Consider the following 20,737-nt stretch of genomic DNA (forward strand, 5'->3'; position numbering starts at 1 on the left):
TCAAGCCTCGGACATTTCCGGTAAAGCAAATGCCGATTGCCAGCGATTGACGATGCCGCAAAATAACTCGGCAGTGACTTGCGCATCGTAGAGTGCGGAGTGCGCTTCATTCTGATCAAAGTCGATGCCGGCAGCGACGCAGGCGCGTGCGAGCACGGTCTGGCCATAAGCTAAGCCTGCCAATGAGACCGTGTCGAACACCGAAAACGGATGGAACGGATTCTGATTTTTTAGGTTGTGGCGCTCGCTAGCCGCGTTGATGTGAGCGAGATCAAATCCGGCATTGTGACCAACTAAAATGCAGCGTTTGCAGCCGGCATCTTTTTGCGCAGCTTTCACCGCCGCGAAAATATCGCGCAAACCATCGGCCTCAGTCACCGCTAAGCGCAGCGGGTGATGCGGGTTAATGCCATTGAACTTGAGCGCAGCAGGGTCTAGCTCGAGGCCAGGCTCAGGTTTTAAATGCGCATGATGGCGCGCAACGGGTTGCCAGTTGCCATGCTCATCGGGCAACACGATGACGGCCGCGACTTCCAATAAGGCGTGCGTGCCGGCATCGAAGCCAGCGGTTTCAACATCGACCACGATAGGCAAGAAACCACGGAATCTATCCTTGGCGGCGATCATGCCTGTACCTGCCAATCCAGTTGCTCATTCGCTCGCACAGGCACTACTTGCTGGCCACCAAAGGGGTAGCTCGCAGGCACTGACCATGGCTTACGCACTAGCGTGATGGTGTCGCTATGGCGTGGCAGGTCGTAGAAATCGGCACCAAAATGACTGGCGAAACCTTCGAGCATCTCTAAGGCATTAGCTGCCTCAAAAACCTCAGCATAAAGCTCGATGGCGGCGTGAGCGGTGTAGGCACCGGCGCAGCCGCAGGCCGATTCTTTCGCACCGATGGCGTGTGGCGCGCTATCGGTGCCTAAAAAGAATTTCGGATTGCCACTGGTTGCAGCCTGAATAAGCGCAGCTTGGTGGCGGCTGTGTTTGAGTATCGGTAAGCAGTAATAGTGCGGGCGAATGCCGCCGGCGAGCATGTGATTGCGGTTAAATAATAAGTGATGTGCAGTGATGGTGGCGCCGATATGCTCTGGCGCATTGCGGACAAATTCGACGGCGTCGGCGGTGGTGATGTGCTCGAGTACAATGCGCAGCGTTGGATGTTTGGCCACTAGCGGCGTGAGCACGGTATCGATAAATACTTTTTCGCGGGCAAAAATATCGATCTCGCTATGAGTGACTTCGCCGTGAATTAGCAGGGGCATGCCGCAGTCGGCCATCTCATTGAGCACCGCATCGACTTTGCTTAAATCGGTAACGCCCGACTGCGAGTTAGTGGTCGCACCGGCAGGGTAGAGCTTCACAGCATGAACAAAGCCACTAGCCTTGGCGCGGCGAATATCATCAACCGTAGTGCCTTCGGTGAGGTAGAGCACCATTAGTGGCTCAAAGCGGCTGCCAGTTGGGCGGGCAGCTAAAATGCGCTCGCGATAAGCGCCGGCTTGTTCGGGCGTCACTGCCGGCGGCAGCAAATTCGGCATGACAATGGCTCGGCCAAAATAACGTGACATGGCGGGCACGGTGTCAACGAGAGCATCGCCATCGCGTAAATGCACATGCCAGTCGTCGGGACGGGTGATAGTGAGTGTATTTTGGGGCATGAGAAGGCTCGTCAACGGCAGCAAAGACGCATAGGCTAACGGATGCTGAGGCATCGGCAAAGACGGAGCATGAGATGAGTGCAGAAAAACCCCCCGCCTGGGAGGCTGAATACGACACCGTACGCGACTTGCTTGGCCAGTCTTTCATGCGTTTGCGCTTTCCTGCGTCGTTTGAAAAAGAGTTCCGGCAAAACATGAATACCCGGGCTTTGGAGACCGTGCGCGAAAACTATTGGATGCTGTTTTTGTTGGCGCTGAGCGCTGTGTTAATTATTTATTTTCAATACACCGTGGGTGGCGTGTGGATTGGTGCGGTTGAGGACTTGCGCTTAGCTGTCCTGATGGGCTTGTGCATTATTTCGGTATTAGTGATTTTCACCGCACTCGCCAAATCGCCCTCGATGGATCGACATTTTTTTAGCTATACGGTGGCGTGTTGTCTGCTCATGCTGCTTTTCATGACCATATTTCCGGCTTATTTTCGTGATGAAGTACTTCGTCAACGCAGTACCTATCTCGTTATCTACCTGCTCATGATCGTCTATGGCGTGGCCAACTTACGCCTACATCAATCTGCATTTATAGGCTTTACGGGCATGGGCGCTGTTGTATTAGCGGTCAATGTATTGGGCATGCAGCGCTTCGACTGGGGCATGTTCATGCAGTTTTTCTTCCTCACCAACTTAGTCGGTGTCGGTAATAACTACGTGGTAGAAGTGCGAGAGCGCCGGTTATTTTTACAGTCGCGACTACTCGACCTAGAAAAGCGCCAACTCAATAAATTATCTGAGCGACTGGTGCAATTAGCACGCGAAGATGGCCTCACTGGTTTGGCAAATCGCCGCCACTTTAACGATCGCTTTCTGATGGAGTGGGAGCGTGCGCGCCGCGATGGCAAACCCTTGGCATTAGTATTTTCTGACGTAGATCATTTCAAAGCGTTTAACGATAAACACGGCCACTTAGAGGGTGATCGTGCCTTGATAGCAGTTGCCGATGTGCTGAAATCGGTAGCGACTCGCCCCGGCGATTTAGCCGCGCGCTACGGCGGTGAGGAGTTTGTTCTGCTGCTGCCAAACACCACCTGCGATGGTGCGATGGAAGTGGCGCGCGAGTTGATTGCCGGCATCGATGCCAAGGCAATTGCGCATCGCGGCTCCAAGGTTGCCAAGCATGTGACGATTAGCGCTGGCGTTGCCTCGATGGTGCCGGATGTGCATATCGCTCCCGCTAAACTTATCGACCTTGCAGATGAGGCGCTTTACGCCGCCAAGCATGAGGGAAGGCATCGGGTGGTGGTCAGCACGGCCTGCTAACGCGTACAATGCGCGTCTGATTTTTCCATTCGCATGCCTGTGAGTTTTGAACCCATGACCGACATCAAAAAAGTCGTACTCGCCTATTCTGGCGGCCTAGATACCTCCGTTATTGTGCGTTGGTTGCAAGACACCTATGGCTGTGAAATCGTCACTTTCACCGCTGATCTTGGCCAAGGCGAAGAAGTTGAGCCAGCGCGCGCAAAAGCCCACGCCATGGGCATTAAAGACATTTACATCGAAGATTTGCGTGAAGAGTTTGTCCGCGATTTCGTCTTCCCAATGTTCCGTGCCAACACCGTCTATGAAGGCGAATATTTGCTCGGCACATCGATTGCGCGCCCATTAATTGCTAAGCGCCTAGTTGAAATTGCTAACCGCGAAGGCGCCGATGCCATTTCGCACGGCGCAACCGGCAAAGGTAATGACCAAGTCCGTTTCGAGCTCGGCGCCTATGCCTTGAAGCCCGGCATCAAAGTCATTGCCCCGTGGCGTGAATGGGATTTGACCTCGCGTGAAACGCTGATGGCCTACGCCAAAACCCGTGATATCCCCATCGATTTTGCTTCTGCTGGTAAAAAATCACCGTATTCCATGGATGCCAACCTGCTGCACATTTCCTATGAAGGCGGCGTGCTCGAAGATCCATGGACTGAGTGCGAAGAGTCAATGTGGCGTTGGTCAGTCTCGCCAGAAAATGCACCTAACACGGCTACATACATTGATCTCACCTACGAAGGCGGCGACGTTGTTGCCATCGATGGCGAGCGCATGAGCCCAGCGACTGTGCTGACTTATTTGAACAAAATTGGTGGTGCCAACGGCATTGGTCGTTTGGATTTGGTGGAAAACCGCTATGTCGGCATGAAGTCGCGCGGCTGCTACGAAACTCCAGGCGGCACGATTTTGCTGAAGGGCCACCGTGCCATTGAATCGATTACGCTAGATCGCGAAGTCGCTCACATGAAGGATGAGCTGATGCCGCGTTACGCCACGCTGATTTACAACGGTTACTGGTGGAGCCCTGAGCGCCAGTTACTGCAAGGCTTGATTGATAATTCGCAAGCCTGCGTTAATGGTGATGTGCGCTTGAAACTCTACAAAGGTAACGTGATTGTTGTCGGTCGCCAGTCGGCGCAATCCTTGTTCGATACGCGCATCTCGACCTTTGAAGATGATGGCGGCGCTTACGATCAGAAAGATGCTGAAGGCTTCATTAAGCTGAACGCGCTGCGCTTGCGCATCGCCGCCAACAACGGTCGCACACTGCTCAAATAATAGGGCGGCCGACAACTGGCAACACGAAAATCGTTAAAGCGGGGTACACTGATTTCACAGGTCAGCCCCCGCGATTTCGTTGGCGGTCAGGCATAGGCAGGAGCTCATGATGGCAAGTCGATTAAGATCAATTAGTAAACAAATAAGTGCGTTTCGCGCTCGTGCAGAAGTGGCCACAGGCAATGCGCTAGATTGGGCATTTTTGCGCGGCAGTCTCGTGCAATCGGGCCTAACACCCTACGAAACACTGCTTTCCGGCGACCCGATGTCGCTGCGCTATTATCCGCCACCCTACGAAGACAGAATCCCATTGTCCAATGGCGAAACGATGCCGGTCCAGCGCAAACGCCATGCCGTGCCGCTCGTGTTGGTGCCACCGCTCGGCGTTACCACGGAAAGTTTCGACCTCATGCCACATCGCAGTCTGGCGCGATTTTTCGCAGCGCGTGGCTACCATGTTTATATGATTGACTGGGGCATTCCAGAGCGTCGCCACGCCACCTTGCGCTTAAAAGACTATTCCATCGATATGTTTTCCGAGGCCATCGCGGAAGTGCGTAAGCATTCCGGTGTTGAAGAGGTCTCATTGATGGGCTGGTGCATGGGCGGCTTGCTGTCGCTGATGTATGCCGGCGGTTCCGGCGATACAAAAATTCGCAACCTCATCACTATTGCTAGCCCGATTGATTTTCGCAGTAGTGGTATTCCGGCAATGCTTGGCCGCATCATCCAAAAGCCTGCTGAATTGGTTCGTCGCTACACGCCACTGCGCGTGCAGGACTTGAATCCGATAAGCATGCAAATGCCGGGCTGGGTCACTACTTTGGGCTTCAAACTCACCGATCCAATAGGCAGCGTCACCACCTATTGGAACTTAGCCAAGCGCTTGGCCGATCGTGAGTTTGTCGAAAGCCATAGCACCACAGCCGACTATCTTGATCACATGCTGGTGTATCCCGTTGGCGTGCTGCAAGACATGTTTGTGCATGCCCTCATCGACAATCAATTTGCCGATGGCATCATGTCTTTGGGCGATATTGACGCCGATCTCAGCACCATCAAGGCAGACTATTTAGCTTATGCCGGCAGCACCGATCACATTGTGCCGATCGATGTCGCGAGCAAATCCGCTGAGCTAGTTGGTAGTGAGTCTAGCGAATTTCGTGTCGCGCCTGGTGGCCATATGGGCGTGATTTTGGGCTCGAAAGCGGCGCATGAGGTTTGGGAGCCTTGCGCGCAATGGCTCGATAGCCGCAGCGATATTGCCGGCGTTGAGAATAAGCAAGAGAAGCCTAGCGCTGCTGCGCGTACGGTAAGACGCATGCAATCACGCCATCGCGCTGAAGACCCAACGCTATGATTTTATGGCCAATGATTTTGCGGCTTTTGCTTTCGGGAAATGTGAAATGACAGTAGCGAGCAGTACTTCGTATCCGGTAGATCAACTGTTGTACTGGGCAGAGCAAGCGCCCGATGTTACTTGGATGATTCAGCATGAAGCCGGCGCTATTCGCACCATGACGTGGCGTGAGGCCGCCGATGAAGTTGGCCGCATGGCATCAGCGCTGAAGGCTCAGGACTGGCCTGCGGGCTCGCGAATCGCTATTGCTGGCATGAACTGCGCGCATTGGTTTTTAGCCGACCTCGCCATCCAAATGGCCGGCCTAGTGCCAGTTGGAATTTACGCTCGACAAGCATCGAAAACCACAGGATGGATTTTGAAGCATTGCGAGGCCAAGGCGATTTTTATTGGCCCCATGCCATCCGCTGTAGCCGCTGATATGTTGCAGCAAGGTCTACCCAAAGATATCGTCACCATTGCCATGCCTTACGATGCATCGCCTGTGTCTGAGCACACTTGGGCAGGCTTTGCGCGCTCACATCTGCCGTTACGTCGCTATGAAAAGCCTAGCGCCGATACTCTGGCGACCCTGGTCTATACCTCAGGCACTACGGGTAATTCGAAAGGTGTGATGCTGAGTTATGGCAACTTAGCCTTTACCTCAGCAGTGTTTCGCGAAGTAATCCCTTCTAAACCGGGCGAGCGCTTATTTTCGTACTTACCGCTTGCGCATATTTTGGAGCGCGTGGCGGTCGAAATGGCCAGCCTCTATTGGGGTGCCGAGGTGTATTTCCTCGAGCGCGTAGAGAAAATGAGCGAGCAACTGATGGAGACTAAGCCGACACGCTTTGTCGCCGTGCCATTAGTGCTATCACGCCTGCAAGCAAGTTTTACCGCGCGTATTCCTGAGCGCCAATTGCGTGCTTTAGTGAAGCGGCGTTGGCTCGGGCCGTTGCTGCGAAAGCGCATGGTGACGCGCTTAGGTCTGCAACATAGCCGTGCATTATTTTGTGGTGCAGCGCCGGTGCCACAAGCCACATTACTATTTTTCCGCGATGTCTTAGGCCTCGATGTTTACGAGTGCTATGGCCAAAGCGAAGCGCTGTATTGCAGCATGAATCGCCCCGGTGCACAGCGCTTAGGCAGTGTCGGCAAGCCATTTTCGGATGCCAATTTGCGCCTATCGGAAGAGGGCGAAATTCAAGTGCGCCATCCTGGCGTAATGCTTGGCTACTTCAATGATGCTAAGCAAACCAAAGCCGCCTTTACTAGCGACGGCTGGTTGAAAACAGGTGATAAAGGCCGCTTCGATCATGATGGCTTTCTCTATATCACTGGCCGCGTAAAAGAGATTTTTAAAACGGCCAAGGGCAAATACGTCGCGCCGGGCCCAATAGAGGCTGCATTCATGGGCAGCAATAACGACATCGATCAATGTTGTTTAGTTGGTGCCCAGCTCACTCAGCCGGTGATGGTGGTGAATCTGAGCTTGACCGCATTAACTAAGCCGCGCGAGGAAGTTGAGGCAGGTTTATTAGCCGATATGGAGCGCGCAAATGCACCCTTAGAGGACCATGAAAAGATCGCTAAAATGTTGCTAGTCAGCGAGCGCTGGAGCAGTGAAAGCGGCTTATTAACCCCCACTTTAAAAGTCCGACGCAACGAGATCGAAGCCCGCTATGCCGCGGCAGTCACGCAAGTAGCGCGCCGCCGCGAAGTGCTGGTGGAGTGGCAGTAAGCCTTTCTAATCTGTGAGCATCAGCCTGACCCTTTAGGGCAGGCTGATCGTTAGGCTCACCGCGAGTGATGCATCTGTTGTTGCCTTTGGCTGCTCAAGCACTAATTGCTGCGCTGGCACTCCAGCGGCGATTAACGCTTGCTGCACGGCAACGGCTCGCGCTTTGGCAAGGTCGTAGGCGTGCTTGCTGGCAGCCTCTGGGCTTAAGCCGGGCATCATATCTTTTGTCGCATCACTATGGCCTGCAAGGCTCATCTGCAATTCAGGCTTATCTTTTAACGATGCCGCTAAGGTCGTGACTTGTGCCTTTGCCGACTCTGACAGGGCGGCGCTATTAGCAGTAAAGCTGACTTGGTTAAGGTCATCGCCGCCACCGGCTAAACCGCCGAGTAACTTAAACGGTGCTGCTGCTGCGCGCGTGATGAGATTGCCCAATGTCTGCCAAACGATGGGCCATACACGGAACTCTGGGTCGCTTAAGTTCCCGCTTAATGGCACATCTAAATGAATTTCACCTTTCACATCTTTTAGTAATGCGGTGCCAAGTCGCACTGGCAGTCCCGTGGCTTCTTTCGAGCCGCTGGCCTCGCCCCAGGTAAAGTCATTTATGCGCAGGGTGTTTTTAGCGCTGAGCGAGCCTTTATCGATGCTGTATTTCAAGTCTGCCCAGAGCAGGCCGTCTGCTAGTGCGTAGCCCGCATAACGACTGGCGTAAGCGCTGTAGGGCGCTAGCGCTAGGCGTTCAGCGCGCAGAGTCATATCGAAGGCTTTGGTTGGCTGCACAATATTTACTGCACCTTCTATGGCAATGGGTGCGGCGTTGGGCAGGTAACCACGTAACTTGATCTGTGCATTTTGACGGCCTGTGAGATCGATTTTGCTGATGCTGCCAGAGAGCTGCGATAGCGCCGTCGCCACGCTTGGAGCCAAGCTATTGTCGGCAAATGCTACGGTGCCGCCGCGCACGGCGAGAGTGTTTATAAAGACATCAGATCTGGCGTTGCTTTCGCTATTCGCCGAGCTATTTGAAGAGCTTGTCTTAGTCAAATTCGCTACGTTGAGCGAGCCATCGCTTTGGCGACTCACGCGTAATTTTGGACTGTCGATCAAGAGGCGATTAATGCCCACTTGCAGCGGCGTACCTTGCGCTTTTAATCCAGTGACTTGCAGTGTGTTTAGCGACAGTAATGGCTGGCCGCGAGCCTCTAAAACACGCAGGTTTTTCACGGAGGTATCGCCAGACCATGCCCAGCTAGGCGCACTTGGTGTTTGCCATTGCAGCTGGCCATCGGTACTGAGCTCGCCCGATGGCAGGCGGATGGCCAGCACTTCGCTAATAAAGCCTTCGAAAGGCTTCAGGGCTAAGTCATCGAGGCTTAGTCTGCCGGAAAAATACGGTGTTGCTGGCGCTTGATTGGCTCGTGCCGATGGCATGCCCAACTCGCCGCGCAGGCTTAGCTTAGCGCTGGTATTGATCGCGGTATTGAGCGTGATGGCGACGCTATCTTGTGCGCTGTCGGCTTTTGGCGTTGCTGATAATGAGAGTGGCCCAAGTGTTAGCGCAGTGTTTGGGCGTGTGCTGAGGTCGCGATAAGTCACCATGACATCGCTGATTTCAGCTTGTTTTAAGCTGCCGGCCCAGTCGATAGGCGCACTAGGCTCAGCCTTAGTAACGGCTTTTCGTGGTGGTCCGGCGAGTGCTTTTATGACGCTAAACTCACCATTGGCATCGCGCTCGACTGAAACGTTTGCACCCACTAAGGTTAATTTATCGCTTGCCCATTCACCGCTAGGATAGGCAAATACCACGCCTTTAGCGCTTAACGTTTTTATGCTTGCGAGCTCATCTTTTTGTGATGCTTTTAGCAGTGCTAATGACAGATCTTCTAGAGTGGCTGAGCTGTTATTAATGGCGACAGAAACGTCGGGCTGTAATTTGGCATCGTAGTTAAGGTCTAATGAAATGCGCCCATTATTGACCGCCAATGGCAGCTTTTCCGGTAACCAGCCGAGTGTATCCGGCAGTGATAGCTTGTTGATTTGCAAACGGCCTTTTGACCTTAATGGTTGCAAGCCAACATCGCCGATCCAGTCGATGCTCGCACCGGCAGGTAGGTCGCCATGCAGCTCGGCTAAGCCATTGGCGCTTTCTGTGCCAATGTCATCGAGGTTTAAGCCCCAATTACTCAGCGCGAATTCGCGTGCAGGTTTTACGCGCTCATCGCGATAAGATAATTCGCCCTCGCTAATGGCCAAACTCTTGAGCTGCCAGCGCGGTGTTTCCACCGCTGGACCATCGCTGCTTGGCACGAGCTGCATAAGTGTTAGCGGGCCTTCAGCGGGTAGTCGTAAATGAATAGTTGGTTGCACCAGAGTCGCCGACTCCAGCACCCATACTGGGCTCAATAAGCTCAGCCATGAATAGTCCAAATGTAGCTCACGAAAACCAATTATTGGTTGTCCTTCTTTGTCGTCAACCGCAACGCCAAAAATATGAAGCTTGCCTTCGAAAGCATCGGTGTCGACTCGTTCAATGCGAATGGCGATGCCTAGGCGCTGGCTGATTTCTTTTGCTAGCGTGTTCTCCACCCAGTTTGGCGCTAAAAATTCGATGGCGGTGACAATGCCCAGCCAAACCACAATAAGCAGTGCCAAGCCGCCCAGAAGCCAGCGGCTGCGTTTGCTAGTTGTTTTGGTAGCACTAACCGGTGTTGCTGAGGGCTTAGTCAAGCACCTTCTCCTTGTATTCGCAGAGGTCTTCAATCAAACAGCTGCCGCAGCGAGGTTTGCGCGCAATGCAGGTGTAACGGCCGTGCAAAATCAGCCAATGATGAGCATCGACACGATACGCTTTTGGCACGACTTTCATCAGCTTTTCTTCGACCGCGACAACATCTTTTCCCGGCGCTAAACGTGTGCGATTCGAGACTCGAAAGATGTGTGTGTCGACGGCGATCGTCGGTTCGCCAAATGCTGTATTCAGCACGACATTAGCGGTTTTACGGCCAACACCGGGCAATGCTTCTAGAGCCTCGCGTTGGCGCGGAATCTCGCTATTGTGTTGCTCAACCAAGATTCGGCAGGTCTTAATGACATTTTCAGCTTTGCTATTAAACAGGCCTAAAGTGCGGATGCAGGCTTTTACACCATCGACGCCCATCGCCAACATAGCGGCAGGCGTTGGGCCTTGGGCAAATAATTTCACGGTGGCCTTGTTGACACCAACATCGGTTGATTGCGCCGACAGTAAGACCGCGATAAGCAATTCAAACGGGTTGCGATAGTGCAGCTCAGTGCGCGGCTCGGGATTCTCAGCTTGTAGGCGCGAAAAAATAGCCTCGCGCTTGGCGGCATTCATTACAGCGCTCCTGTGGTGCGCACACGCTTACTGCCGGGCGCCTTCGCTTTTGCCAAAGCCGCTTCGGCAGTACTCACAGCCTCGCTCAACTCGGGCAGGCGTGCTTGCAGATGGCTGGCATCTTCGCCACGAGCATTCAGCGCGGCGAGTTGTTTTTCAGTTTTTTTCAGCTGGCTGCGAGCGAGTGCGGCGGCAATCATCAGCGCGCTAGTATCGGGAGCACCGGAGCCAGACGTTTGCGCCACGACGGCGGTTGGGCGGCGCGCAGCTTTAGCCTCAGCCAATTTGGCTTGGCGAGCTTTGAGGGTTTCGAAGCGTTCGCGGGCTTTATCGGCGCGATCTTTCGCTGCCTGCTCATCGGCATTGAGTGGTTCGTCGGAAGCTTTATGCCAGGTCATAGGAATGTCTGGGCCTTCGACCATATCGATGCAATCGACGGGGCAGGGAGCAACGCAGAGATCACAGCCGGTGCATTCATCGACTAATATGGTGTGCATTTGTTTCGCCGCGCCAACAATGGCATCGACGGGGCAGGCTTGGATGCATTTGGTGCAGCCGATGCATTCATCTTCGCGAATAAAGGCGACTAGACGATGCTCTGGCGTTACGCCATAGGCTGGATCTAGTGGCAGGCTGGGCTTGTCGAGTAAGCGTGCCAGGGCATCAATGGTGCTTTGGCCGCCGGGCACGCAATGATTAATTGCCTCGCCATCGGCGATGGCCTGCGCATAAGGTGCGCAACCGGGATGGCCGCATTGCCCGCACTGGGTTTGCGGCAGCAGGGCATCGATCAGTGGAATCAGTGTTGCGTTGGCCATAAGTGATACTCAAAAACGTGAGTGATTATTGCATCGAGCAGGCGGCTGGGGCAAAGTCGCAACACGTCCATATCTGGCAATTAGTTATGTCTGATCTGCTATTACTCTCGGCTTCCGAGTTGGCTGCACATATACGTAGCGGTAAAACCACTTCGGTGGCTGTAGTTGAGGCGCATATTGCCCGTTTGCGGCAAGTTAATCCCACGCTCAATGCCGTGGTGTGCGAGCGTGTTGCCGATGCCCGTGTTGAGGCTGCAAAAGCCGATGAAGCTGTGGCCAAAGCAAAAAAGGCGCACAAATTAGCGTCACTGCCACCGTTTCTTGGCGTGCCATGCACAATCAAAGAGAACTTTCACTTCGCCGGCATGCCAAATACCGCCGGCTTGGTCAGCCGCATTGGCCGCAAGGTCGCAGATGATGCGCCTATCGTAGCGAATTTACGCGCCGCTGGCGCCATCCCGCTCGGGGTAACTAACACTTCCGAGCTCTGCATGTGGATGGAAACTTTCAATAAGGTCTATGGCCGCACCAATAACCCCTACAACCCAGCACATACAGTCGGCGGTTCATCGGGCGGTGAGGGCGCAATCGTTGGCAGTGGCGCCTCACCTTTTGGTTTGGGCGGCGACGTTGGCGGCTCGATTCGGATGCCGGCATTTTTCAACGGCGTGTTTGGCCATAAGTGCTCGCCGGGTTTGATCGATAATGAAGGCCAGTTTCCTGGGCCATCTGGCGGTATTGATCGGCATTTATCGAGCGGGCCCTTGTGCCGTCGCGCAGAAGATTTAGAGCCGCTGGTGCGGGTACTCGCTGGCGACCGTGCTGTGCATTTACAGCCCGTGAGTGATGTCGATATTAGTAAGTTGCGAGTGCTGCAGTTTGCTCGTGAATTGGCCATTTCGCCGGATGCCGACCAACTGGGCGCACGCGACCGTGCCATTGAGGCCTTGATGGCGCAGGGAGCTCGCGTCGAAGCGATTCATTTGCCCTTGATGGCGAAGGCGCTAGACCTGTGGTCGGCTATGCTCGCCACCGCTGGCAGCGATCTGACCTTTGCCGATCATCTCTTTGGTACGCGCTCACCACGCGCCGCACTAGCCGAGTTTGGTCGTTTCGCCATCGGTCGCTCCGACCACACCTTCCCGCTGATTGCCCTCGCGCTATTTGAGCGTTTGCCAGAATGGACACCGAAGCGCACGGCTAAATTGCGTGCTCAGGCCTTAGTGCTGAAGCGCCAGCTGGAAGATGCTTTAGGCGATGATGGCGTATTGATTACGCCGCCATATCCGACGGTTGCGCCCAAGCATTATCATGCGATGCTGCCGCCGTTTAATTTCGTCAACTGCGCCGTGTTTAATGCCTTGTCGCTGCCCGGCACATCAGTTCCCACCGGTCTTAATAGCGCTGGTCTACCAACAGGCGTGCAAATCATTGCCAAAGAAGGCAATGATCATCTTGGTTTGGCGTGTGCCATGGCCTTAGAAAAATCTCTCGGTGGCTGGGTCTACCCTATTGTGAAAGTGAGTAAGTAAGGCATGAATATTCGCCGCGGCGTTGCAGAGGCCAATGGCCTTGAGTTGGCTTATGAAGACATGGGTGATGTTTTGCACCCACCCATTATTTTAGTGATGGGCTTGAGTGCGCAGCTCACACTATGGCCTTTAGGCTTTTGCGAAGGCTTGGTGGCCGAAGGCCATCGTGTTATCCGTTTTGATAATCGCGACATTGGCTTATCCAGCAAGCTCAGTGATTTGAAAGTGAAAGGTCCGGTTTGGAAACGCATGGTGCGCGCACAATTGGGCCTGTCGAGCCCTGTGCCCTATACCTTAATGGATATGGCCGATGATGTATTAGGCCTACTCGACTTCCTGCAAATTCGCCGTGCGCATATTGTTGGTGCCTCCATGGGTGGCATGATTACGCAAATTTTTGCGGCGAAATATCCAGACCGTGTGCGCTCGGTGGGGATAATTTTCTCCAGCACCAACCAAGCTTTATTGCCACCACCCAAGCCATCTGCGCTAAAGCTGCTCACCAGTGGGCCGGGCAAAGGCGCGACATCTGAGCAATACATTGCTCATTCGGCAAAGTTTATGCGTGCGATTCATAGTCCCAACTATCCGTTTAGCGATGCCGAACTGCTGGAGATGGCGCGAGCGTCGCACGCGCGTAGTTTCTATCCGGCTGGTGTCTTGCGCCAATACAATGCCATCTTAGGCACGGGTAGCTTGCGGTCCTATGCCAAACGCATCACCAAGCCCACCGTGGTTATTCACGGCGATGCTGACCCGCTGGTGCGCCCAGCGTGCGGTCGTGCGGTGGCGCGGGCTGTTCCGCGCTCGCAATGGCTGTTGGTGAAGGGCATGGGTCACGATTTGCCGCCCGGCGTATGGCCAGTAATCACACAGGCGCTAATCACGAATATGATGCGAAGCTAGGGCAAGTCGCGAGTGCCGAGTTTCGCTAGCTAAATAGGTTATGCAGTGAACTTGGCGCCCGAAATAAGGCATGGCATGCTTTGCGGCGCAGGATGCGCGGTATTTGATGGCAAGGAGAGCTGTGTTCAAGGCTTTGATGTCCTTGGATTTTTCCCGCGCTCCTTTGTCATATGCAGCAAATAAAAGTTATTACACTGCAGTGCTGCGATATAAACTAGGTTAGGCAATAAAGCTATCAGAGGTAAATATGAATCAAAAATTAATAAAAAATGGATTTATTTTAGCTGCGATCATGAATTTTAGTGTGCTTATATTTTCACGTGGATTTACTAATGTTGCCATAAATGACGCTGACCCTATTGTAATGTCTAATTTTGGGCTTCTTATGATCGTCATGTGGGGTATTGCCTATCTCTCAGCTGCAACCGTAATATCAAATATAAAATGGGTCGCTGGCGCTTTTGCTTTAGAGAAATTAATTTATGTTGTTGTCTGGATCAATTGGCTTCTAGGAAATAGTCTAGAAGCAGTTTATTCCACAGATATTTTTGCCGGGATTTTTTATAGTATCTATGGCCTAAATGATCTATTTTTTATGCTATTTTTCGCGTGGGTTTTTATATCATCAAGTCATAAAATTAAATCCTAATATTTTACTAAATTCGAGTTACAGAAAACTGCTTAGCAAGGCGTTAGGCCGCAGAAATATATTATGAGAAAGACAAATAAAAAAATATTAGTGGTACTTGGCCATCCAGACACAAACAGTTTATCGGGGCTCTTCGCTGAAGAATATGTAAGCTCCGCAAGATCTGCTGGGAAAGAGGTTCGGTATATTAAGCTTGGTGAAATCGAGTTTAATCCTGTGCTTAAACATGGCTATAAGCAACGCCAAGAACATGAGCCAGGCTTGGCTCATTTCTGGGAAAGTATCGTTTGGGCAGACCATATCGCTTTCTTCTATCCCATCTGGTGGGGCGCAATGCCTGCTCTGCTCAAGGGGGCATTAGATAGAGTGCTACTGCCTGGAAAGGCTTTTAAGTATCGAGAAAGCTCACAATTCTGGGATCGTTTGCTTGAAGGCAGGAGTGCCCATCTATTCACTACCATGGACACTCCGCCGTGGTACTACCGGATGGCGTATCGAATGCCTGGGCATAATCAAATGAAGCGAACAATATTGGAGTTTTGTGGTATCAAGCCAGTAAAAATTCACTCATTTGGCCCTGTGCGATACGCCAAACTCGATAAAATCGAGAAGTGGGTATCGACGGTAAGGCGTTATGGCTCAGTGACCTAACAATTCATTTAAGCCGATACCGTTTCGCGGCACGGCTTAACTAAGGCGCTGGACGAAAATACTCAAGGTAAGATATGGAATATATTGATTGGGGCGACTTCCAGAAAGTCGATATCCGCGTTGGAACCATTGTCGATGTCGAAGACTTTCCAGAGGCTCGTCGGCCTGCTTACAAACTAAAGGTGGATTTCGGGCAAGAGCTTGGTATTAAAAAGTCTAGTGCACAGATCACTGCTCTATATACGAAAGAAGAGCTTCTCGGTAAGCAGGTGCTGGCAGTAGTCAATTTCCCGCCAAAACAAATTGGCCCCATTATGTCTGAGTGTTTAGTCACTGGGTTGCACCGCCCTGATGGTTCTGTGGTGCTATCAACCGTCGATATGGAGCTGCCCAATGGTGCACGGTTGGCATAACAAGGTGCCATTGTTATGCCGCCTGAGTCCTTGCCCGGCCATTCATTGGTACTGGCGTAGCAATGGCGTTGAGCTTGTCGCGCCAGTAGGCCACCAAAGCACTATTTTCGTGCTCCCAAGGGTGGAAGTCGCGCTTGAAGTAGTCCAGATACTCAGGGATCAAGCCTGAAATAACACCATTAAAGCCAAACAGCTTATTTAGGCCAAAAGCCCACGTTTTGGGACTAAATAACGACTTATCGCGATACAAAAACTGCAACTGAAAAGCGCTAACGACAGCGGCCAAAATTACGGTCGCGAAAACCTGAAAGACAATGCGCTCGGCGTAGCTATTGCCCGGCACGCTTTTGTATAAATCAAAGGCCACGGCCTTGTGCTCGGTTTCTTCAATGGCATGCCACATCCACACCGGACGCATCTCTTCAGCTAGGCCATTCATGATGGTGGTGTCGCTGAGCAGACGGTTGGCGATGATGGCGGTGAAGTGCTCAAGTGCTACGGTGATGGCGAGTTGCTGGCGTTTGCTTAACATGCGGCGGCCCAAGTTGAGCAGACCTAAGGTGAACTTCTCGGCACGCAGGGCCGGCAAGCCTTTGGCCTCGAGCATATTATTGAGTGACACATGCTCCAGCGAATGCATAGCTTCCTGACCAATAAAGCCGGAGATATCTTTTTGCGCGGCCTTGTCTGGCGCGTGCTCGCGCAATTGGCGCACAGAGTCGACAAAGAAACGCTCGCCGACTGGAAATAGAGTCGAAAGCGTGCCTAAGAAATGCGTTGAAAATGCATCGTCAAAGACCCAGTGACGTGGCACATTGTTGAACTGAAAATCCATGCGAGTAGGCGTGATTTGGATGACGTCCGGCGTGGTGATATGCGTCATGGTGTTTATCCTCTAGTATCGTGACGACTCATTGGTCACATGCAACCAAACTATCACTCTATGTGACATTGTCAACTGTAACAATAATAAATAGTGGATAGACCCTATGCAATTAATTACCCGCTGTGATGCGCTTGAAGGTGTCCTTGATAAGTGGCGAGAAGCCATAGGGAGTGACTTTCAGGCCTATAAAAATCATTGCTACCGTGTACTCAATGGCGCCTATGCTGTGCTTGAGGCAGGGAATTTAGCCAGTGATGAGCATCTTGAAACCATAGGTTTTGCGCTAGGCTTTCACGATCTCGGCATTTGGTCAGATGTGAATTTTGATTATCTTGAGCCTTCGGCGCGGCGAGCTGAGCTGGCAATGGCCGATATGGTGTGGCCAGAGCTACGCAAACAGCAGGTGCTCTCGATCATTGCCCGACATCATCAGTTCACCCGCATTAATGATGACTCGCTAAGCGAGGCTGTGCGTCAAGCCGATTGGTGCGATGTTAGCTTTGGCCTGATGCGAGGCACGATTGAAAAAGCGCGCTGGCGGCAAATCGCTAAGCGCTTCCCCAATGCTGGATTTCACCAGCTCTTGATACACAAGGGCGGAGTGCATGCGCTAAAGCACCCTTTGAACCCGTTGCCGATGATGCGCTGGCGCTGAGCAATATTATTTTCGCGTAAATACTAATAAGAAGAGTTCGAAAATGACCGATCGCCACTCTACAAGCGTTACCACGACAGTGGTGCTGCCAAAACTGCCGCGCGATAAAACCAACGATTACAGCCACGCCATGGCGCAGGCGCGTCGCGATACCGTGACAGAAAACACAGGCGCCGCGCTTACACACACTGGCCAATTCTCTATCGATCCTGCACTTTTGCCGGGAAATATCGAAGGCTTCTCCGGCATTGTGCAAGTGCCAATGGGCTTCGCTGGCCCAATATTGCTCGATGGCGAACACGCGCAAGGCGAGTTTTATGTGCCAATGGCGACCACCGAAGGCACGCTGCTGGCGAGTTATAGTCGTGGCATGCGCCTAACCCGCGAGGCTGGCGGTGTGCGCACTACCGTCATCGATGATGCCATGCAGCGCGCGCCAATTTTTGTCTTCGATGATGCGCGTTATGCCCGTGATTTTGGCCTATGGGTCACCGCGCATTTTGCCGAGATTAAAGCCGCTGCCGAAGCCACCACGCGCTCGGGCAAGCTGCGTGATATTCAGCAATTTGCCCAAGGTAAAATGCGTTGGCTGCGCTTTAACTTCACCACTGGCGATGCCGCTGGGCAAAACATGGTGAGTAAGGCCACGCACGCGGCCTGCCAATGGATGCTGGCGCAGCAACTTTCTGGCCTTGCGCATTTTTCCTTGGCGGCGAATTTCGATACCGACAAAAAGCATTCGGTGGTGAATAGTCTGCACACGCGCGGTAAACGTGTGGTGGCAGAAATCACGCTGCCGGCGAAGCTATTAAAAGAGGTTATGCACACCAGTGGCGAGGCGCTGTTTAAGCAGCGCCAGCTATCAAATATGGGTGCGATGATGGCGGGCTCAGTCAATAACGGTGCGCACTTTGCCAACGGCATCACCGCAGTATTCATGGCTTGTGGGCAGGATGTTGCCAATGTGGCGGAGTCATCGGCGGGTTTCGTTCACGCCGAATTAAAGCCCAATGGCGACTATTATTTTTCCGTTACCATTCCGGCTTTGATTGTCGCCACTTATGGCGGCGGCACCGGTCTGCCAACGCAGCGCGAATGCTTGGAAGTGATGGGCTGTTATGGCGCTGGCAAAGTCAATAAGTTGGCCGAGATCATCGCCGCAACGGTGCTGTGCGGCGAGCTATCGCTGTCTTCAGCTATCGTCTCAGACCAGTGGGTGTCTAGCCATGATGCGCTGGGGCGCAACCGGCCATAAGGCGGCAGTTCATTGGCCTGCGCAGGCGACTAGTAATGCAAAAAAGGGGCTGCTGACTAAATGCCAGCAGCCCCTCTTTTCATCTTCGAGGCTTATTTAATCTGCATGCCAGCGCTTGCGCCATCGTCAGGCGAGAGCAGATAAATATCCGCGCCACCTGGGCCTGCCGCAAGCAACATGCCTTCGCTCATGCCGAATTTCATTTTGCGTGGGGCAAGATTGGCCACCAAAACGGCATGACGCCCAACCAACACGCTAGGCTCGGGATACGCAGCTTTAATGCCGGCAAACACTTGCCGCGTCTCGCCACCGACATCGACTTGGATGCGCAGCAACTTATCGGCACCATCTACGTGCTCAGCGCTAATGATTTTCGCCACGCGTAGATCAATTTTGGCAAAGTCATCGATGCTGATATGACCAGCATCGGCAGCACTACTTGTGGCTTTGGCCACTGATTTTTTATCTGCGGCAGCCGTGGCCGCCGAGTTCGCGGCGGATTGGCCTGCCGTCGCAGAGGCGGCATCGGCTGCTGATAATGAGTCTTGCGAAGCGCTGACCAAGGCAGCAACGTTGATGGGATCAACGCGCGTCATCAAGGGGCTAAATTCGCCAATGCGATGGCCCAGGAGTAGTTCGCGACGGCGCTCCCAACCTAAGTCAGCAACATTTAAGAAGGCCGCGCTTTGGGCAGACATTGCCGGCAAAATCGGCGCTAAGTAAGTAATTAGCTGGCGGAATAGGTTGATGCCTACCGAGCACACCGCGTGCACCTCCGCTTCTTTGCCTTCAATTTTCGCCAATGCCCACGGCTTTTTCTCATCGATGTATTGGTTGGCACGATCGGCTAGCGCCATGATCTCGCGCACAGCACGGCCAAATTCGCGAGCTTCGAAGTGTGCGGTAATGCTATCGCCAGCGGCAATCGCTTCCGCTAAAAGTTCAGGCTCGGCGCACTCGGCACTGAGTTGATTGTCGAAGCGCTTGGCGATAAAGCCCGCGCAACGGCTGGCGATATTGACCACTTTGCCGACCAAGTCTGAGTTCACGCGTTGCGTGAAGTCTTCGAGATTTAAGTCGATGTCTTCGACGCGGCCAGAAAGCTTGGCAGCGAAGTAGTAGCGCAAATATTCAGGATTTAAGTGCTGCAAATAGGTTTGCGCTTGAATAAAGGTGCCGCGTGACTTCGACATTTTTTGACCATTAACGGTCAAAAAGCCATGTGCGAAAACGCCTGTAGGCTTGCGGAAACCGGCGCCTTCGAGCATCGCTGGCCAAAACAACGCGTGGAAATACACGATGTCTTTGCCAATGAAATGGTAGAGCTCGGTGTCACTGCCTTCGCGCCAATAATCATCGAAATTTAGCTCTGGCGTGCGCGCGCATAGGTTCTTGAAGCTGGCCATATAGCCAATCGGCGCATCGAGCCAAACATAGAAATACTTGCCTGGCGCATCGGGGATTTCAAAGCCGAAGTAGGGTGCATCGCGCGAAATATCCCAGTCGGCAAGGCCGGACTCGAACCATTCGGCGAGCTTGTTGGCGACTTCATTTTGCAAGCTGCCGCTGCGTGTCCACTCACGCAACATGGCTTCGAAATGCGGGAGCTCGAAAAAGTAGTGCAGTGATTCTTTTTCAATCGGCGTGGCGCCAGAAATTGTTGAGCGTGGGTTTATTAGCTCAGTTGGCGAGTAAGTCGCGCTGCAGACTTCGCAGGCATCGCCGTACTGGTCTAGCGCGCCACATTTTGGGCAGTCGCCTTTAATGAAGCGGTCGGCTAAAAATAGCTTTTTCTCAGGATCAAAGAGCTGGCTGATCGAGCGACTGGCAATGTGTTGGCCTTGTTGCAGCGGGGCTGAGCTGCCGGCGACGCCATCGCGGAGATTGGTGTAGATGGTGCGAGAAAATGCTTCGTTTTCGGGCGAGTGCGTGGAGTGGTAATTATCGAACTCGATATTAAAGCCAGCAAAGTCGCGCTCATGATCAGCTTTGACGTTGGCGATCTGTGCTTCAGGAGACAGGCCATTTTGCTCGGCTTTCAGCATGATGGCCGTACCATGGGCATCATCGGCGCAGACATAGCGGCAGTCGTGACCGCGCGAGCGCTGGAAACGCACCCAAATATCGGTCTGAATGTATTCCACCAAATGGCCTAAATGGATAGGGCCGTTGGCATAAGGCAGGGCACTGGTTACCAGTAAGCGACGAGTCATGGCACACTAATTCACAAAATAAATAGGTCGCGCATGATAGCACTGTGTGAGCGCCAACACGGA

18 protein-coding genes are annotated in these 20,737 nt (G+C 53.0%); 11 read left to right on the forward strand and 7 right to left on the reverse strand.

All coding sequences use genetic code 11. The annotated features are described in order from the left end of the window. Together rnt and pyrC are read right to left on the reverse strand one after the other, a co-directional pair. Entirely contained in the window at positions 1–627 is a 627-nt protein-coding gene (gene rnt, locus ACFQ0F_RS00940; protein ID WP_340676234.1) for a ribonuclease T, read from the reverse strand. Next, positions 624–1,664, reverse strand: coding sequence for a dihydroorotase (gene pyrC / locus ACFQ0F_RS00945; RefSeq protein ID WP_340676235.1), 1,041 nt, complete (start codon positions 1,662–1,664; stop codon positions 624–626). Before pyrC ends, rnt begins: the two co-directional genes overlap by 4 nt. A gap of 74 nt (positions 1,665–1,738) precedes the next feature. Between pyrC and ACFQ0F_RS00950 the strand changes: the two genes are divergently transcribed. From ACFQ0F_RS00950 to ACFQ0F_RS00965, 4 genes are all read left to right on the forward strand, one after another. After that, the gene (locus ACFQ0F_RS00950; protein ID WP_379068058.1) at positions 1,739–2,980 is read left to right on the forward strand and encodes a GGDEF domain-containing protein; all 1,242 of its coding nucleotides are present in this window, start codon (positions 1,739–1,741) and stop codon (positions 2,978–2,980) included. 54 nt (positions 2,981–3,034) lie between these two features. After that, positions 3,035–4,258 carry an argininosuccinate synthase gene (locus ACFQ0F_RS00955; RefSeq protein WP_340676237.1) on the forward strand — a complete coding sequence of 408 codons (1,224 nt, stop codon included), beginning with the start codon at positions 3,035–3,037 and terminating at the stop codon, positions 4,256–4,258. A 109-nt stretch (positions 4,259–4,367) separates the two neighbouring features. Further along, positions 4,368–5,618 carry an alpha/beta fold hydrolase gene (locus tag ACFQ0F_RS00960; RefSeq protein ID WP_340676238.1) on the forward strand — a complete coding sequence of 417 codons (1,251 nt, stop codon included), beginning with the start codon at positions 4,368–4,370 and terminating at the stop codon, positions 5,616–5,618. Positions 5,619–5,664: 46 nt separating this feature from the next. Beyond that, entirely contained in the window at positions 5,665–7,338 is a 1,674-nt protein-coding gene (locus ACFQ0F_RS00965; protein WP_379068063.1) for an AMP-binding protein, read from the forward strand. A gap of 33 nt (positions 7,339–7,371) precedes the next feature. Here the strand turns inward: ACFQ0F_RS00965 and ACFQ0F_RS00970 are convergent, their stop codons facing one another. The 3 genes from ACFQ0F_RS00970 to rsxB are packed head-to-tail and all read right to left on the reverse strand — an operon-like array spanning position 7,372 to position 11,514. Continuing rightward, positions 7,372–10,068, reverse strand: a complete 2,697-nt coding sequence (locus ACFQ0F_RS00970) for a DUF748 domain-containing protein (RefSeq protein WP_379068066.1) — start codon at positions 10,066–10,068, stop codon at positions 7,372–7,374. Continuing rightward, positions 10,061–10,696 carry an endonuclease III gene (gene nth, locus ACFQ0F_RS00975; protein WP_340676241.1) on the reverse strand — a complete coding sequence of 212 codons (636 nt, stop codon included), beginning with the start codon at positions 10,694–10,696 and terminating at the stop codon, positions 10,061–10,063. Before nth ends, ACFQ0F_RS00970 begins: the two co-directional genes overlap by 8 nt. Further along, positions 10,696–11,514 carry an electron transport complex subunit RsxB gene (gene rsxB, locus ACFQ0F_RS00980; RefSeq protein ID WP_379068069.1) on the reverse strand — a complete coding sequence of 273 codons (819 nt, stop codon included), beginning with the start codon at positions 11,512–11,514 and terminating at the stop codon, positions 10,696–10,698. Before rsxB ends, nth begins: the two co-directional genes overlap by 1 nt. A gap of 86 nt (positions 11,515–11,600) precedes the next feature. On the opposite strand from rsxB, the gene ACFQ0F_RS00985 reads away from it, so the two are divergent. The 5 genes from ACFQ0F_RS00985 to ACFQ0F_RS01005 all read left to right on the forward strand — a co-directional run bounded on the left by ACFQ0F_RS00985 (position 11,601) and on the right by ACFQ0F_RS01005 (position 15,665). Next, on the forward strand, positions 11,601–13,046 hold the full coding sequence (locus tag ACFQ0F_RS00985; RefSeq protein ID WP_340676243.1) for an amidase: 1,446 nt from the start codon (positions 11,601–11,603) through the stop codon (positions 13,044–13,046). A 3-nt stretch (positions 13,047–13,049) separates the two neighbouring features. Next, the gene (locus tag ACFQ0F_RS00990; protein WP_379068072.1) at positions 13,050–13,952 is read left to right on the forward strand and encodes an alpha/beta fold hydrolase; all 903 of its coding nucleotides are present in this window, start codon (positions 13,050–13,052) and stop codon (positions 13,950–13,952) included. A 247-nt stretch (positions 13,953–14,199) separates the two neighbouring features. Next, a complete protein-coding gene (locus ACFQ0F_RS00995) occupies positions 14,200–14,601 on the forward strand; it encodes a hypothetical protein (protein WP_379068075.1) in 402 nt (133 codons plus the stop codon). Positions 14,602–14,664: 63 nt separating this feature from the next. Continuing rightward, positions 14,665–15,252 carry an NAD(P)H-dependent oxidoreductase gene (locus ACFQ0F_RS01000; RefSeq protein WP_379068078.1) on the forward strand — a complete coding sequence of 196 codons (588 nt, stop codon included), beginning with the start codon at positions 14,665–14,667 and terminating at the stop codon, positions 15,250–15,252. Between the two features lie 74 nt (positions 15,253–15,326). Beyond that, entirely contained in the window at positions 15,327–15,665 is a 339-nt protein-coding gene (locus ACFQ0F_RS01005) for a tRNA-binding protein (protein ID WP_340676247.1), read from the forward strand. A 13-nt stretch (positions 15,666–15,678) separates the two neighbouring features. Here ACFQ0F_RS01005 and ACFQ0F_RS01010 read toward each other — a convergent pair whose 3' ends face one another. After that, complete coding sequence (locus ACFQ0F_RS01010) at positions 15,679–16,548, reverse strand: metal-dependent hydrolase (protein ID WP_379068082.1); 870 nt, start codon at positions 16,546–16,548, stop codon at positions 15,679–15,681. 106 nt (positions 16,549–16,654) lie between these two features. On the opposite strand from ACFQ0F_RS01010, the gene ACFQ0F_RS01015 reads away from it, so the two are divergent. Together ACFQ0F_RS01015 and ACFQ0F_RS01020 are read left to right on the forward strand one after the other, a co-directional pair. Further along, the gene (locus tag ACFQ0F_RS01015; RefSeq protein WP_379068085.1) at positions 16,655–17,206 is read left to right on the forward strand and encodes a hypothetical protein; all 552 of its coding nucleotides are present in this window, start codon (positions 16,655–16,657) and stop codon (positions 17,204–17,206) included. A gap of 43 nt (positions 17,207–17,249) precedes the next feature. Beyond that, positions 17,250–18,461 (forward strand): hydroxymethylglutaryl-CoA reductase, encoded by a 1,212-nt coding sequence (locus ACFQ0F_RS01020; RefSeq protein ID WP_379068089.1) that lies wholly within the window; start codon positions 17,250–17,252, stop codon positions 18,459–18,461. 92 nt (positions 18,462–18,553) lie between these two features. On the opposite strand, the gene metG is transcribed toward ACFQ0F_RS01020, so the two are convergent. Beyond that, positions 18,554–20,674, reverse strand: a complete 2,121-nt coding sequence (gene metG / locus ACFQ0F_RS01025; RefSeq protein ID WP_379068092.1) for a methionine--tRNA ligase — start codon at positions 20,672–20,674, stop codon at positions 18,554–18,556. Positions 20,675–20,737: the final 63 nt, after the last annotated feature.

The sequence above is a fragment of the Paraperlucidibaca wandonensis genome (assembly GCF_042677145.1).
Lineage (GTDB): Bacteria > Pseudomonadota > Gammaproteobacteria > Pseudomonadales > Moraxellaceae > Perlucidibaca > Perlucidibaca wandonensis.

Bases quoted from the DNA above. Each gene is read 5' to 3' on its own strand.
- ACFQ0F_RS00965 (WP_379068063.1), top strand. From the start codon at position 5,665: ATGACAGTAGCGAGCAGTACTTCGTATCCGGTAGATCAACTGTTGTAC.
- ACFQ0F_RS00950 (WP_379068058.1), top strand. From the start codon at position 1,739: ATGAGTGCAGAAAAACCCCCCGCCTGGGAGGCTGAATACGACACCGTA.
- ACFQ0F_RS01015 (WP_379068085.1), top strand. From the start codon at position 16,655: ATGCAATTAATTACCCGCTGTGATGCGCTTGAAGGTGTCCTTGATAAG.
- ACFQ0F_RS00995 (WP_379068075.1), top strand. From the start codon at position 14,200: ATGAATCAAAAATTAATAAAAAATGGATTTATTTTAGCTGCGATCATG.
- ACFQ0F_RS00955 (WP_340676237.1), top strand. From the start codon at position 3,035: ATGACCGACATCAAAAAAGTCGTACTCGCCTATTCTGGCGGCCTAGAT.
- ACFQ0F_RS00985 (WP_340676243.1), top strand. From the start codon at position 11,601: ATGTCTGATCTGCTATTACTCTCGGCTTCCGAGTTGGCTGCACATATA.
- ACFQ0F_RS00990 (WP_379068072.1), top strand. From the start codon at position 13,050: ATGAATATTCGCCGCGGCGTTGCAGAGGCCAATGGCCTTGAGTTGGCT.
- rnt (WP_340676234.1), bottom strand. From the start codon at position 627: ATGATCGCCGCCAAGGATAGATTCCGTGGTTTCTTGCCTATCGTGGTC.
- nth (WP_340676241.1), bottom strand. From the start codon at position 10,696: ATGAATGCCGCCAAGCGCGAGGCTATTTTTTCGCGCCTACAAGCTGAG.
- ACFQ0F_RS01010 (WP_379068082.1), bottom strand. From the start codon at position 16,548: ATGACGCATATCACCACGCCGGACGTCATCCAAATCACGCCTACTCGC.
- ACFQ0F_RS01005 (WP_340676247.1), top strand. From the start codon at position 15,327: ATGGAATATATTGATTGGGGCGACTTCCAGAAAGTCGATATCCGCGTT.
- ACFQ0F_RS00960 (WP_340676238.1), top strand. From the start codon at position 4,368: ATGGCAAGTCGATTAAGATCAATTAGTAAACAAATAAGTGCGTTTCGC.
- metG (WP_379068092.1), bottom strand. From the start codon at position 20,674: ATGACTCGTCGCTTACTGGTAACCAGTGCCCTGCCTTATGCCAACGGC.
- pyrC (WP_340676235.1), bottom strand. From the start codon at position 1,664: ATGCCCCAAAATACACTCACTATCACCCGTCCCGACGACTGGCATGTG.
- ACFQ0F_RS01020 (WP_379068089.1), top strand. From the start codon at position 17,250: ATGACCGATCGCCACTCTACAAGCGTTACCACGACAGTGGTGCTGCCA.
- ACFQ0F_RS01000 (WP_379068078.1), top strand. From the start codon at position 14,665: ATGAGAAAGACAAATAAAAAAATATTAGTGGTACTTGGCCATCCAGAC.
- rsxB (WP_379068069.1), bottom strand. From the start codon at position 11,514: ATGGCCAACGCAACACTGATTCCACTGATCGATGCCCTGCTGCCGCAA.